This window comes from Mesorhizobium sp. M1050 (assembly GCF_040318715.1).
In the GTDB taxonomy this organism is placed as follows: Bacteria; Pseudomonadota; Alphaproteobacteria; order Rhizobiales; family Rhizobiaceae; genus Mesorhizobium.
Genome location: NZ_JAMYMV010000060.1, coordinates 24,029 through 37,312 on the forward strand (window position 1 = coordinate 24,029; position 13,284 = coordinate 37,312).

The 13,284-nt window shown below is 62.8% G+C and carries 10 protein-coding genes; 8 read left to right on the top strand and 2 right to left on the bottom strand.

Translation table 11 applies throughout. The features are described 5' to 3' along the window. The first annotated feature begins 343 nt into the window (after positions 1–343). The 3 genes from hemE to rho all read left to right on the top strand — a co-directional run bounded on the left by hemE (position 344) and on the right by rho (position 3,413). A complete protein-coding gene (gene hemE / locus NKH57_RS25955; protein ID WP_352948500.1) occupies positions 344–1,375 on the top strand; it encodes a uroporphyrinogen decarboxylase in 1,032 nt (343 codons plus the stop codon). Beyond that, complete coding sequence (gene hemJ, locus NKH57_RS25960; protein WP_352948503.1) at positions 1,375–1,911, top strand: protoporphyrinogen oxidase HemJ; 537 nt, start codon at positions 1,375–1,377, stop codon at positions 1,909–1,911. The genes hemE and hemJ overlap by 1 nt, the downstream gene beginning before the upstream one ends. 236 nt (positions 1,912–2,147) lie before the next feature. Next, entirely contained in the window at positions 2,148–3,413 is a 1,266-nt protein-coding gene (gene rho / locus NKH57_RS25965) for a transcription termination factor Rho (protein WP_031261426.1), read from the top strand. A 150-nt stretch (positions 3,414–3,563) separates the two neighbouring features. Here the strand turns inward: rho and NKH57_RS25970 are convergent, their stop codons facing one another. Further along, positions 3,564–5,576 (bottom strand): thioredoxin domain-containing protein, encoded by a 2,013-nt coding sequence (locus NKH57_RS25970; RefSeq protein ID WP_352948505.1) that lies wholly within the window; start codon positions 5,574–5,576, stop codon positions 3,564–3,566. A gap of 61 nt (positions 5,577–5,637) precedes the next feature. Here NKH57_RS25970 and mnmE point away from each other — a divergent pair, with 61 nt between their 5' ends. The 5 genes from mnmE to NKH57_RS25995 all read left to right on the top strand — a co-directional run bounded on the left by mnmE (position 5,638) and on the right by NKH57_RS25995 (position 11,629). Further along, complete coding sequence (gene mnmE / locus NKH57_RS25975; RefSeq protein ID WP_352948508.1) at positions 5,638–6,969, top strand: tRNA uridine-5-carboxymethylaminomethyl(34) synthesis GTPase MnmE; 1,332 nt, start codon at positions 5,638–5,640, stop codon at positions 6,967–6,969. 327 nt (positions 6,970–7,296) lie between these two features. Continuing rightward, positions 7,297–9,177: a tRNA uridine-5-carboxymethylaminomethyl(34) synthesis enzyme MnmG gene (mnmG, locus tag NKH57_RS25980; RefSeq protein ID WP_352948511.1), complete on the top strand. Its 1,881-nt coding sequence runs from the start codon at positions 7,297–7,299 to the stop codon at positions 9,175–9,177. Then, on the top strand, positions 9,174–9,806 hold the full coding sequence (rsmG, locus tag NKH57_RS25985; protein WP_352948513.1) for a 16S rRNA (guanine(527)-N(7))-methyltransferase RsmG: 633 nt from the start codon (positions 9,174–9,176) through the stop codon (positions 9,804–9,806). Before mnmG ends, rsmG begins: the two co-directional genes overlap by 4 nt. Before the next feature lie 53 nt (positions 9,807–9,859). Continuing rightward, the gene (locus NKH57_RS25990) at positions 9,860–10,660 is read left to right on the top strand and encodes a ParA family protein (RefSeq protein ID WP_352605857.1); all 801 of its coding nucleotides are present in this window, start codon (positions 9,860–9,862) and stop codon (positions 10,658–10,660) included. Positions 10,661–10,738: 78 nt separating this feature from the next. Then, complete coding sequence (locus tag NKH57_RS25995; RefSeq protein ID WP_352948516.1) at positions 10,739–11,629, top strand: ParB/RepB/Spo0J family partition protein; 891 nt, start codon at positions 10,739–10,741, stop codon at positions 11,627–11,629. Positions 11,630–11,881: 252 nt separating this feature from the next. Here NKH57_RS25995 and holA read toward each other — a convergent pair whose 3' ends face one another. Continuing rightward, positions 11,882–12,928: a DNA polymerase III subunit delta gene (holA, locus tag NKH57_RS26000; RefSeq protein ID WP_352948519.1), complete on the bottom strand. Its 1,047-nt coding sequence runs from the start codon at positions 12,926–12,928 to the stop codon at positions 11,882–11,884. Positions 12,929–13,284: the final 356 nt, after the last annotated feature.

Here is a 13,284-nt window from a genome sequence, read left to right on the forward strand (position 1 = left end):
GCAGCCGACTGTATCAGATGGCGGTTTGTCCACAATTCGTCGCACTGTCAGCTTCGTCGGGCGGCTGGGGACAAGTTTGGGGACGGCTTCTTTTGTTTCTCGTCCGTCCACAGGGCCGGCTTTTGCCGGCGTCTCGTAACGCTTTGACTCCAGTGATGGATTCCCGGCTATCCCCAGAACCCTGCAGTTTGGAAAAAGAAGCACGCGACAATATGTTGGCTGGTGTTTGCCGAGGCAAAGCGGGACAGGTGACAACCACCAGAACCAACAGACTCTTAGAATCAGAAGAATCTTAGATATAAGAATCTTTGATTAGAAAGAGGCTGGGAGAAGCGAGCGCTCGATGCCCCAGAACCGGATCATGCTGGACGTCCTGAAGGGCAAGGCTCACTTTCCGCCTCCGCTCTGGATGATGCGTCAGGCCGGGCGCTATCTGCCGGAGTATCGTGAAACGCGCAGGCGGGCCGGATCGTTCCTGGATCTCTGCTATGACCCCGACCTTGCCGTCGAGGTGACCTTGCAGCCGATCGAGCGTTTTGGTTTCGATGCCTCGATCCTGTTCTCGGACATTCTCGTCGTTCCGCATGCGCTTGGCCGCGACGTCCGCTTTGAAGAGGGGCGAGGCCCGCTGCTGACGCCGATCACGGCACCGGAGATTTTGGCTCTGGAAAGCAAGATGTTTCACGTGAATCTCGAACCGGTCTACGAGACGGTTCGCCGGTTGCGGGCCAGACTGCCAGACGAGACGACCTTGATCGGCTTCTGCGGGGCACCGTGGACGGTGGCGACCTATATGATCGCCGGCCATGGCACGCCAGACCAGGCGCCGGCCCGGCTTTTTGCTTACCGCGAGCCGGCGGCCTTTCAACGATTGCTGAAAGTGCTCGCCGATCATTCGGCCGCCTATCTCATCCGTCAGATCGAGGCCGGCGCCGATGTGGTGCAGATTTTCGATTCCTGGTCAGGGGTGCTCGATGACGCCTCCTTTGAACAGTTCTGCGTGCAGCCGGTGGCCGAGATCGTCAGGCAAATTCGGGCCGTTCATCCCGATGTTCCGATCATTGGTTTTCCCAAGGGCGCCGGCGCCCGCTACCAGACCTACCGCCAGAAGACCGGCGTAACGGGTCTGGGGATCGACTGGACGGTGCCCCTGGAGGCGGCGAAGGATTTGCAGCGCCTAGGTGCGGTTCAGGGCAATCTCGATCCCTTGCGGCTCGTGGCAGGCGGCAAGGCACTGTCCGACGGCGTCGAAGCGATCCTGGAAGCGCTGGGAGAGGGGCCGCTGATCTTCAATCTCGGCCATGGCATCACGCCGGAGACGCCGATCGCCCATGTCGAGGCGATGGTGAGACAAGTTCGGAGCGCGACACGCTGATGGCCGAGATGAAGAACGCGAACATGAGCGGGCAGGCGATGATGCGCATGACGATCAGCATCGCCGTGCTGGTCGTTCTCACCGGGCTTTTGTATCTCGCGGCGCCCGACAGTTTTTATCCGTGGGCCAAGGCGATCCATATCCTCGCCGTCATCTCGTGGATGGCCGGCATGCTCTATCTGCCGCGACTGCTGGTCTACCACGCCGATGCCGAGAAGGGCTCCGTGCAGTCGGAGACCTTCAAGGTGATGGAGCGGCGCCTGCTGCGCGGCATTGTCAATCCGGCGATGATCGTCACTTGGGTATTCGGTCTCTGGCTCGCCTGGAAAGGCTTCGGTTTCGAGGGCGGCTGGCTGCACGCCAAAATCGGGGCGGTGCTTTTGCTGTCCGCCGTTCATGGCTACCTGGCCGGCGCGGTGCGCAAATTCGCCGAGGACCGCAACGAAAAGCCTGCCAGGCACTGGCGAATGGTGAACGAGATCCCCACATTGCTGATGATCGCCATCGTCATTTTGGTCGTCGTCAAGCCGTTCTGACGCTTGTCGCGCAAAGGTGGTCCCCGGCTTTGGGACAATAGCTGCATGATGCGCTGCGGGCCGTTATCGGGTCTCGCAAAACGCAGCTTGCTCTTTCAACCGACCGACGATAAAAGACGGGTCTTCCTTCCCGTCATGCGCCGCCCCTCAGTGTCTTCGGCCGCGCCCGGCATTTGTCGCATCCCGCCGATATTTTCCCAAAGCTTACCCAGACTCCATCTATTCAAGGTCCGTCTATGCAAGAAATGAAACTCGCCGAGTTCAAGAACAAGAAACCGCCAGAGCTGATCGCTTATGCCGAATCGCTCGAGGTCGAGAACGCCAGCGTCATGCGCAAGCAGGAGCTGATGTTCGCGATCCTGAAAAAGCTGGCTGCCCAGGACGTCGAGATCATCGGCGACGGCGTGGTCGAGGTGCTGCAGGACGGTTTTGGCTTCCTGCGCTCGGCCAACGCCAATTATCTGCCAGGTCCCGACGATATCTATATTTCACCGTCGCAGATCCGGCGCTTTTCGCTGAAGACCGGCGATACGGTCGAAGGGCCGATCCGCAGCCCGAAAGAGGGCGAGCGCTATTTCGCGCTGCTCAAGGTCAACACGATCAATTTCGACGATCCCGAAAAGATCCGCCACAAGATCCACTTCGACAATCTGACGCCGCTCTATCCGACCAAGCGGCTGAAGATGGAGATCGACAATCCGACCACCAAGGACATCTCGGCGCGCGTGATCGACCTGGTCGCGCCGATCGGCAAGGGCCAGCGCGCGTTGATCAATGCGCAGCCGCGTACCGGCAAGACCGTTCTCATGCAGAACATCGCCCACTCGATCACCGCCAACCATCCGGAATGCTATTTGATCGTGCTTCTGATCGACGAGCGACCGGAAGAAGTGACCGACATGCAGCGCTCGGTGAAGGGCGAGGTCATCTCCTCGACCTTCGACGAGCCGGCTGTTCGCCACGTGCAGGTCGCCGAAATGGTTATCGAAAAGGCCAAGCGCCTTGTCGAACATGGCCGCGACGTCGTCATCCTGCTCGATTCCATCACCCGCCTCGGCCGCGCCTACAACACCGTGGTGCCGTCATCCGGCAAGGTGCTGACCGGCGGTGTCGACGCCAACGCGCTGCAGCGGCCGAAGCGCTTTTTCGGTGCCGCGCGAAACATCGAGGAAGGCGGTTCGCTGACCATCATCGCGACCGCGCTGATCGATACCGGCAGCCGCATGGACGAAGTCATCTTCGAAGAGTTCAAGGGCACCGGCAACTGCGAAATCCAGCTCGACCGCAAGGTGGCCGACAAGCGCATCTATCCGGCCATGGACATATTGAAGTCCGGCACCCGCAAGGAAGATTTGCTGGTTTCCAAGCAGGACCTGCAGAAGATTTTCGTGCTGCGCCGCATCCTGGCGCCGATGGGAACCACCGATGCGATCGAGTTCCTGATCGACAAACTCAAGCAGACCAAGACTAACGCGGACTTCTTCGATTCGATGAATACGTAGGAGCTTACCCTCCCCCTTGTGGGGAGGGTCGATCCGCGCAGCGGAGCGGGGTGGGGGTCAGCACCGAGGTTGGCGATTCACCCCCGCCCCGTCTCACGATCTACGCTTCGCTACGATCGCGAGCCGACCCTCCCCACAAGGGGGAGGGTGTCACCTCAACAGCTTCTCCAACTCCCCAGCATCCGTAACCGCCGGCAGGCAAACCTGTCCCGTACAAAACCACGCACCCGCCTTGTCGGTCGGCGGCAGGATTCCGCCGGGCAATATGGGTCGATTCGCAGCCGTACCGATCGCCGCGACAATATCCACCCGGCGTGGATCCGGGTTTCGATTCGCAACCGGAACGAGCTTCGGGTCGTCCAGCGCATCGACGATGACCAGCTTGAGCGGCTCGATCGCCAGCGCGCAGGCGTTGACGATGCCGGCTTGGCCATAGGCTTGGTGCGCTGCGCGGCCGGCAGCGTGTTCGGCGACCTTCCAGGCTTTCTCCTGCAGGTCGAGATCGCCGGTGACGGATGCCAGCCGGACCAGTGCCTCGATGATTTGGCCCGTCGCTGACGGAATGGCCTCGTCGACATCGCCCCGGATGCGGATCGGCACGTCGGCACTATCCGAAGCGGTCAGGTAATAGCCTGTTCCTTCGGCATCTGCGTGCCAACGATCGAGCTGTCCGATGAACTGGCGGGCCTGGTCGATATAGCTCCAATCGCCTGACGCTTCGAACAGCGAGATCGCCGCATTGGTCATGGCGGCGTAGTCGCTCGACAGAGCAGGGAATAGTTTCCTGGCGCCGAGCATCGAATGCGGCAAGCGGCCGTCGCGGCTGGCGGCGCTGATATGGGCAAAGGCCTTTGCCGCCGCGTCGATCCAGTCAGACCGGGCCAATGATCGACCGGCCTCGGCAAGCGCTGCAATCATCAGGCCGTTCCAGTCGGTCAGCGTCTTTGCGTCCAGGCCGGGCCTGACACGCTCTTCCCGCACAGTGAGAAGTTTCGTCTTGAGCGGCCTAAGGGCTTCCCGATCGACCACACTTTGCGCCTGTTGGGAGCGGGTTTGGTGGACAATTGGCTTGCCTTCCCATCCATGCGGGCTGGACAGGTTGAAGTGCTTGAAAAACAAGGCGGAATCGTCGCCGAGGGCGGCTTTTATTTCGTCCCTGCTCCAAGTGTAGAACAGTCCTTCCTCGCCGTCGCTGTCGGCGTCGAGACTGGTGGCAAAGTCGCCCCCTTCGACGCGCATTTCGCGCAGCAGCCAGTCGACCGTCTCTTCGATTCGTAGCCGGAACAGTTCGTTGCCGCTCGCCGCATAGGCCCAGTTGCAGAACCGGATGGACTGGGCGTTGTCGTAGAGCATTTTTTCAAAATGCGGCACCAGCCATTCGGCATCGGTCGAGTAGCGGCTGAGCCCACCGCCAATATGGTCGTAGATGCCGCCGCTTAGCATCTGTTCGAGGCTGAGCAGGACGTCGTCGCGATGGCTGGCGTTGCCGTCGCGTAGCCAGGACAGCCAGAGCGTGAGCATGAACGGGGCATTGGGGAATTTCGGCGCGCCGCGAAGGCCGCCGAGATCGCGGTCGACCATGCTGTCGATGCCCTTGGCAAGCTCCGCCAGCGCATCGCGGTCGAGTGCCGTCCTTGCATGCGAACCGGCGAGCCGCGCCTCGACATGGGCCGTCAGGCCGTCGGCGCTCTGGTTAAGGCTTGCCCTCTTCTCGCGCCACGCCTTGTCCACCGCCTCCATCACCTGGATGAAACCAGAGCGGCCATAGCGCGGCTCGCGCGGGAAATAGGTGCCGCCCCAGAATGCCTTGCCGTCCGGGGTCAGGAACATGGTCAGCGGCCAGCCGCCTTGCTCGCCCATCGAGGAGAGTGCGGCCATATAGATCTGGTCGATGTCCGGGCGCTCTTCGCGGTCGACCTTGATATTGACGAACAGACGGTTCATGACGGCGGCGACGTCGTCGTTTTCGAAACTTTCATGCGCCATGACATGGCACCAATGGCAGGCGGCATAGCCGACCGAGAGCAGGATCGGCCTGTCCAGAACCTTTGCCTCTTCAAGCGAAGCCGGCGACCAGGCGCGCCAGTGCACGGGATTGCCGCTGTGCTGCTGCAGGTAGGGGCTGGCTTCTTCGGCAAGCAGGTTTTGTGCGGGTAGCGTCACGATGGGCAAACTCGGTTGGGAGTAGTCATATGGACGTAGGGCGGTTCAGCAAAGCGGGCAAATGATTTCAGGCGAATCCATCGTTGCGTTATCAAGCGGTCGACTGCCGGCGGGCGTCGCCGTCATCCGCATTTCCGGCTCGCAGACTCGATTCGTGGTCGAAACGATTGCCGGCGCCGCGGTTAAGGACCGCTCGGCGGTTTTGCGCAGGCTGCGGGCGCGCGATGGAACCGTGCTCGACAACGGCCTGGTCGTTTTCTTTCCCGGACCGGCCAGTTTTACTGGCGAGGATGTCGCCGAATTCCACGTTCACGGCGGACGCGCCGTGGTGGCCAGGATGCTGGAGGTGATCACCGGTTTCGACGGCGTCAGGCATGCCGAGCCTGGCGAATTCACGCGCCGCGCCTTTCTTAACGGCAAGGTCGACCTGGTCGAGACCGAGGCGCTGGCCGATCTCATCAACGCCGAAACCGAGGCTCAGCGGCGCTTCGCGGTGCAAAATGCCCTGGGCGCCCAGAGTGAACTCTATCTTGGCTGGAGGCGTCGGTTGATCCAGGCTCGCGCCATGATCGAGGCCGAGATCGACTTTGCCGATGAGGACGATGTCCCCGGTTCCGTTTCGGATACGGTCTGGTCCGATGTCCGGACGATGATCGGTGAGATCGATCGCCACATCGCCGGATTTCGCGCTGCCGAAATCATCCGTGACGGCTTCGAGGTGGTTATCCTTGGTGCGCCCAACGCCGGTAAGTCGAGTCTGTTCAACGCCCTGGCGCGGCGGGATGCCGCTATAGTAACGGATGAACCCGGCACGACGCGCGATCTGCTCGAGGTGGTGCTCGACCTGCAGGGGGTTCGCGTCCGGTTGGTCGACACGGCCGGCTTGCGCGATGCGCCGGGCAAGGTCGAGGCCATCGGCATCGAGAAGGCCAGGGCCAAGGCACATGGCGCCGATCTGCTGCTGCTGCTGCAGGACGTCGCGGACCCCAGGCCCATCGGTTCGTTGCCGACCGGTGCGCCGAGCTTGCGGGTCGGCACAAAGCTCGATCTGCTGGATAGTCGCGCGGCAAGCGACGCGGCCGCGAACTATGATCTTGTCATCTCGGTGAAGGCCGGGACCGGCGTGGACGCATTGCTGGCGGAAATCGGCCGTCGCGCCGCCGAGGCGGCCGGCAGCGCCGGCGATATCCTCCCATCGCGCCTGCGCCATGTCGAATTGCTTGGCGAGACCAACCGCCATCTGCGTCGGGCTATCGACAGCCCGGCTGTCGGACAGGAATTGCGCGCCGAGGAACTGCGGCTCGCAGCCGACCGTCTCGGCCGAATCGTCGGCGCCATCGACGTCGAGGACATGCTGGATGTTATCTTTTCGCAGTTCTGCATTGGGAAATGACTCACGTGAAACCGTGGGCCTCGAACAGGAGTTGGTTTCTGGCGCAGAGGCCTGACGGCGCTGCGGACTGCACGCGTTGGCAATTGGCGGAAACGCTTAACGTCTCGTCATCCTAGGGTCTGCGCGTCCGCTTCGCTCCCGCTCCGCCCGTGGATGACGAAAGTTGGCAGGGCTGCAGCGAACGGCCTCACTGCAAATGACTCACGTGAAACACCGCTGCAACTCCCCTCCACCTTGTTTCACGTGAAACTCGCTGCCGAGTTTTCTTGACAGCACCGCCCTACGGGGACATGTGTCCCTCATTCAATCGAGTCTGGGAAGTTTGTTATGACCAATCACTATGATGTGGTTGTGGTGGGCGGCGGCCACGCGGGGTGCGAGGCGGCGGGCGCGGCCGCGCGCGCCGGTGCCAGAACTGCCCTGGTCACGCTGCGCTTCGACACGATCGGTGTCATGTCATGCAATCCGGCCATCGGCGGGCTCGGCAAGGGTCACCTGGTTCGCGAGATCGATGCCCTGGACGGCCTGATGGGCCGGGTTGCGGATGCTGCCGGGATTCAGTTCCGCCTGCTCAATCGCCGCAAGGGTCCTGCGGTGCGCGGACCCCGCACGCAGGCCGACAGAAAGCTCTATCGCCTTGCCATGCAGGAAGCGATTCGGCAGCAGAACGATCTCGACGTGGTCGAGGGCGAGGTTTTGGATTTCGAAATCGCCGGCGGCCAGATAGCGGCGGTTCTCCTGGCCGACGGCCGGCGTCTTGCCTGTGGCGCGGTCGTTCTGACCACCGGTACCTTCCTGCGCGGGCTCATCCATATCGGCGAGAAGAAGATCGTCGCCGGCCGGATGAACGAGCAGGCGAGTCTTGGCCTGTCTGCGACGATGAACCGGGCTGGTTTCAAGCTCGGACGTCTGAAGACCGGTACGCCGCCGCGGCTCGATGGTCGGACGATCGATTGGGCATCGCTGGGTAGCCAAGCCGCGGATGAGGATCCGGTGCCGTTCTCGCTGTTGACGGACCGCATCGAGACGCCGCAGATCGACTGCGGCATCACGCGCACGACGACGGCGACGCATGAGCTGATTCGCCTCAATCTCGGCCGCTCCGCCATGTATTCCGGTTCGATCGAAGGCGTTGGGCCGCGCTATTGCCCTTCGATCGAGGACAAGATCGTCAAGTTCGGCGAAAGGGACGGGCACCAGATCTTCCTCGAGCCGGAAGGGCTCGACGACGATACCGTCTACCCCAATGGGATTTCGACTTCGCTGCCTGAAGATGTGCAGCTCGATATGTTGAAAACCATTCCGGGGTTGGAGCGCGCCACCATGCTGCAGCCCGGCTATGCCATCGAATATGATCATGTGGATCCGCGCGAGCTGCACCAGACGCTGGAGACGAAGCGCATCAGTGGCCTCTTCCTCGCCGGCCAGATCAACGGCACGACCGGTTATGAAGAGGCAGCCGGGCAAGGCTTGCTCGCCGGCCTCAACGCGGCGCGGCGCGCGTCAGGCAGCGAGCAGATCGTGCTCAGCCGCACCGAAGCCTATATCGGCGTGATGGTCGACGATCTGACCAGCCGCGGCATCAGCGAACCCTACCGGATGTTCACCTCGCGGGCCGAGTTCCGGCTGTCGCTGCGCGCTGACAACGCCGATGAGCGGCTGACGCCCCTGGCTGCGAAACTGGGCATCGCCTCGACGCAGCGGATGCAGCGCTATGGGGCTGTCATGCATCGCCTCGATGACGCGCGGGACCTGGCTCGCTCGCTCACCCTGACCCCCAATGAAGCGGCGCGGCACGGGCTGGAGGTCAACCGGGATGGCGTGCGCCGGTCCGGCTATGAATTGCTGTCCTATCCCGATGTCGATGTGGCCTGGCTGGCCGGTGTCGATTCGCGGTTTGCGGAAATCGACGGCAAGACGGCGGAACGCCTCGAAACGGAAGCCAAATATTCGGTTTACCTGGATCGGCAGAAGACGGATGTGGCGCAGATCAGGCATGAGGAGGGCCGGCTGATCCCGGAGACGGTCGATTTCGCGGGCGTACCAGGCCTGTCCAACGAGTTGAAGCAGAAGATCCAGGCGCGGCGGCCGCGCTCCATCGCCGACGCCCAGCGCATGGAAGGCATGACGCCGGCGGCGCTGGCGATCATTGTCGCGCATGTTCGCCACGCGGAGAGCGCCCTGCGTCCACAAAGGGATGTTGCGTGACTTCTTCTTCATGGAAGAGCCTGCAGGACGCGGCAGGCCCGGTTTCACGTGAAACATTCGATCGGCTGGTGGCATTCGAGCAGATGTTCCAGAAATGGAATCGCAGCATCAATCTCGTTGCGCAATCGACGGCTGGCGATGTCTGGCAGCGTCACATCCTGGACAGCGCGCAGTTGGCGCGAATCGAGCCCTATGCGACGCGCTGGGTAGATCTGGGGTCTGGCGGCGGATTTCCCGGCCTTGTCATGGCTTTCCTGCTTGCCGAGCGTGACGGCGCCAGCATCGATCTGGTTGAAAGCAATCGCAAAAAGGCATCGTTCCTGCAGGCCGTCGTCGGGCAGTTCAGCCTGCCGGCGCGGGTTGTGGCGCGCCGCATCGATGATAGCCATCTGCTTGTTTCGGCACCGCAAATCGTCACGGCACGGGCACTCGCCTCGCTTTCGACCCTGCTGGACCTGTCAGCGCCATGGCTGATTTCAGGTGCGCGTGGCCTGTTTCACAAAGGCCGGGATTACCGCGCCGAAGTGGAAGAAAGCGTTCACCGATGGTCCTTCGATCTGGTAGAACATCCAAGTGTGACCGACGCTAGCGGCGTCATTCTCGAATTGTCGAACTTGCGACCTGTCTGATCTGCTCCAGGCGACCCGAAGCGACCTGAAAAATGAATTTCTGGCATAGACCCATGATGAAGAATGGCCCCCGAATCATCACCGTAGCCAATCAGAAGGGCGGCGTCGGCAAGACCACTACCGCCATCAACCTGGCGACCGCGCTGGCCGCGATCGGCGAAAAGGTGCTGATCGTCGATCTCGATCCGCAAGGCAATGCCAGCACCGGCCTCGGCATCGACCGCAAGGATCGGACGGTCTCGTCCTATGATGTGCTGACAGGCGAGCTGGATCTGGAAGCCGCGGCCATCCCGACAGCCGTGCCCGGCCTGTCGATCGTGCCGTCGACGCTCGACCTGCTTGGCATCGAAATGGAAATAGCCTCGGCGCCGGACCGGGTGCTCAAGCTGCGCAATGCGCTGCGCGCCGCGACCGAGCGCGGGGCACCGTTTGGCTATGTGCTGATCGACTGCCCGCCTTCGCTCAACCTTTTGACGTTGAATTCAATGGCGGCAGCCGATTCCGTTCTTGTGCCGCTGCAGTGCGAGTTCTTCGCGCTGGAAGGCCTCAGCCAGTTGCTGGAGACGGTCGAGCAGGTGCGCCGCTCGATCAATCCAGAGCTTATTATCCAAGGCATCGTGCTGACCATGTATGACGGCCGCAACAATCTCGCCAACCAGGTGGTGCAGGACGTTCGCGCGCATATGGGCGACAAGGTCTACGAGACCATCATTCCGCGCAACGTGCGGGTGTCCGAGGCGCCGTCCTACGGCAAGCCGGCCATCCTCTACGACCTCAAATGCTCGGGCAGCCAAGCCTATCTGCAATTGGCATCGGAAGTGATCCGCCGCGAGCGTAAATTGCGCGCCGCTTGATAAGATCGGATGCATAGTTAAAGTCGGTTCGAGGCCGAAACGATCGCTTCTTGGAATATACGGGACTTTGGAACAAAGATGAGCGACGACCTTTCGAGGAAGAGACTGGGCCGTGGGCTGGCGGCGCTGATCGGCGAGATCGATCGTCCGGCAGCGCCGGAAAAGCCCGGCATGAGCGCCGACGGCAAGGTGCCGATCGAGTTCCTGACCCCCAACCCGAAAAATCCGCGCCGGCATTTCGGCGACGCCGAACTGACGGACCTTGCCCAGTCGATCCGAGAGCATGGTGTCGTCCAGCCGGTGGTGGCGCGGCCTTCGCCGACGCAGGCCGGCCGCTACGAGATCATCGCCGGCGAGCGGCGTTGGCGCGCCGCACAGCGCGCCGGCCTGTCCGAGATCCCGGTCATCATCCGTGAGGTCAACGACCGCACGGCGCTGGAACTGGCAATCATCGAGAACGTCCAGCGCACCGACCTCAATGCGGTCGAGGAAGCGCTTGGTTATCAGCAGCTGATCGACGAGCACGGCTACACCCAGGCCGATCTCGGTCAGGTGATCGGCAAGAGCCGCAGCCATGTCGCCAACACGCTGCGGCTGCTCAAGCTGCCGGAGGTGATCCGCGACATGCTGGTCGACGGCGCGCTGTCGGCAGGCCATGCCCGCACGCTGGTGACGGCGGAAGATCCGGCTGGCCTTGCCAAGCGCATCGTCGAAGAGGGCCTTTCGGTGCGCCAGGCCGAGGCGCTGGCGCAGATGCCGGCCGGCAGCAGCAGCACGAAAGAGGCCAGGCCGGCGCCGGGTCCGGAGCAGAAAGACCCCGACACGCTGGCGCTGGAAAAGCTGTTGACGGATACGATCGGCATGATCGTGTCCGTGGAACACAAGGGCAAGGGCGGCGTGCTGCGCATCGCATATCGCTCGCTGGAGCAGCTTGATGAGCTGTGCAGAAGGCTGAAGCAGGAGCGGTAGTTAGCCGGCGAATTGTCAGCGGCACGAGCATGACTGGCGATTGCCGGTCTTCTCTCTTTGCAGCGTTGGTGATTGGCGAAATCGGCGAAGCCGCGAATCTCCCTCCTTGAGGGGGAGATGGCCGGTAGGCCAGAGGGGGTCGCCTCACATTAAGCGCCGACGCCCTTGCGGAAGCAAAGAAGAGGTCGGCGCCTCACGTCAGGCGACCCCCTCTGTCGCCTTTGGCGACATCTCCCCCCTCAAGGGGGGAGATCAGGCGCGCTGCGCCAATCGGCTGCTTTCCACCGCAATGCCAAGCAGCGCCTGTCGCGCTAGCGCGACGGAAAGATCCGGCCGCCGGCGCGTCTGCAGGACCGCCGTCTGCAGCCGGATCAGCGCGCGGCCGAGCGCGTCGGTGCTCCAGCGCTCCAGCGCCTTCTCCACCAGCTTGCGGCGCGAGAAAAACACCGGAGGGCGGGCGGCGGCAACGACGGAAGCCGCATTGCGGCCGCCCGAATCCATCTGGCCGCGCATGGCCTGGATCTGCTGCAACTGCCGCATCGCCGAGGACAGCACCAGGAAGGGCTGTCCGCCGGACTGGCAATGCCGGGTAAAGGCGGCGTCGAAGTCGCCGATCTTGCCTTCGAGCAATGCGTCGACCGCGTCATCGAAAGAGGCGCCGGAAACGTCACCCGACATCGCCTTGACCTCTTCAAGGCCGATCTCCTGCTGGCCATGGGCGTAGAGCACGAGCTTCTCGATCTCGCCGCGCGAGGCCAGCCGATCGCCGCCAAGATTGCGGCGCAGCGCCTGTCTCGCCTCCATGGTCATCGACATGCCGGCCTTGCGCAGCTCGTCGTCGATGACAGCGTCGATGTCGCGCGCTTCATCGGCATAGCAAGGCAAAGCCATGGCATTGTCGGCGGCCTCGACGATGGCGCGCAGCCCAACACCCTTCTTCAGATCGCCGGCCTCGATGAGAATGATCGCATCGCGCGCCGGCTCCGCCGTCAGCGCCTTGACGTCGTCGGCCAGCGCCTTCTGGCCGCTGGCATTGCGCACCCAGAGCAGGCGCCGGTCGGAAAACATCGGCACGGTGCGGGCTTCGTCGAGCAGCCGACCCGCGTCGCGATCGACCTCCGAGCCCTCGAGCCGGACCACCGAGAAGGGATCGTCGAGCGGCAGGCCGCTCTTGCCGGCAAAGGCCTTTGCGCGCTCCGAGACGAGGCCGCGGTCGGGGCCGTAGAGCAGGACAATGGAGATGCGCTGGTCCGGCCGCGCCAGCCAACCATCGACCTCGTAAGCTTTCTTCTGTGCCATGGCGGGTTGGTTAGCACAGGGCGGGGGCGGCAGCCAGCTTGGGTTCCTCTCCCCCGATCGACGGGGGAGAGGAAGGCGCGAGTTCGCCAACCTTGGCCCCTTTCCTCTCCCTCCGGAGGGGGGAGAGGTGGCTCGGCGAAGCCGAGACGGAGTGGGGGAAGCCATTCGCTAAACGCGCCACGGCAAGACAGGCACAACCCGGCGAAACTCAGGCAAGCGGCAATCAGGCGAAAAGGTCGACCCCCACTCCGTCGCGCGTGGCGGGGCCCCGCGCCCCCCGCGCCGGGAGGGCGTACGCAGATTAGTAAAAATGCTAAGCACGTTTTTCTAGGCCCCTCGGGTGTGGGTTTATCACA

Excerpts from the sequence above, each read along its gene's own strand:
- holA (WP_352948519.1), bottom strand. The coding sequence starts at position 12,928 with ATGGCACAGAAGAAAGCTTACGAGGTCGATGGTTGGCTGGCGCGGCCG.
- mnmG (WP_352948511.1), top strand. The coding sequence starts at position 7,297 with ATGACCAATCACTATGATGTGGTTGTGGTGGGCGGCGGCCACGCGGGG.
- NKH57_RS25995 (WP_352948516.1), top strand. The coding sequence starts at position 10,739 with ATGAGCGACGACCTTTCGAGGAAGAGACTGGGCCGTGGGCTGGCGGCG.
- rho (WP_031261426.1), top strand. The coding sequence starts at position 2,148 with ATGCAAGAAATGAAACTCGCCGAGTTCAAGAACAAGAAACCGCCAGAG.
- hemJ (WP_352948503.1), top strand. The coding sequence starts at position 1,375 with ATGGCCGAGATGAAGAACGCGAACATGAGCGGGCAGGCGATGATGCGC.
- NKH57_RS25990 (WP_352605857.1), top strand. The coding sequence starts at position 9,860 with ATGATGAAGAATGGCCCCCGAATCATCACCGTAGCCAATCAGAAGGGC.
- mnmE (WP_352948508.1), top strand. The coding sequence starts at position 5,638 with ATGATTTCAGGCGAATCCATCGTTGCGTTATCAAGCGGTCGACTGCCG.
- hemE (WP_352948500.1), top strand. The coding sequence starts at position 344 with ATGCCCCAGAACCGGATCATGCTGGACGTCCTGAAGGGCAAGGCTCAC.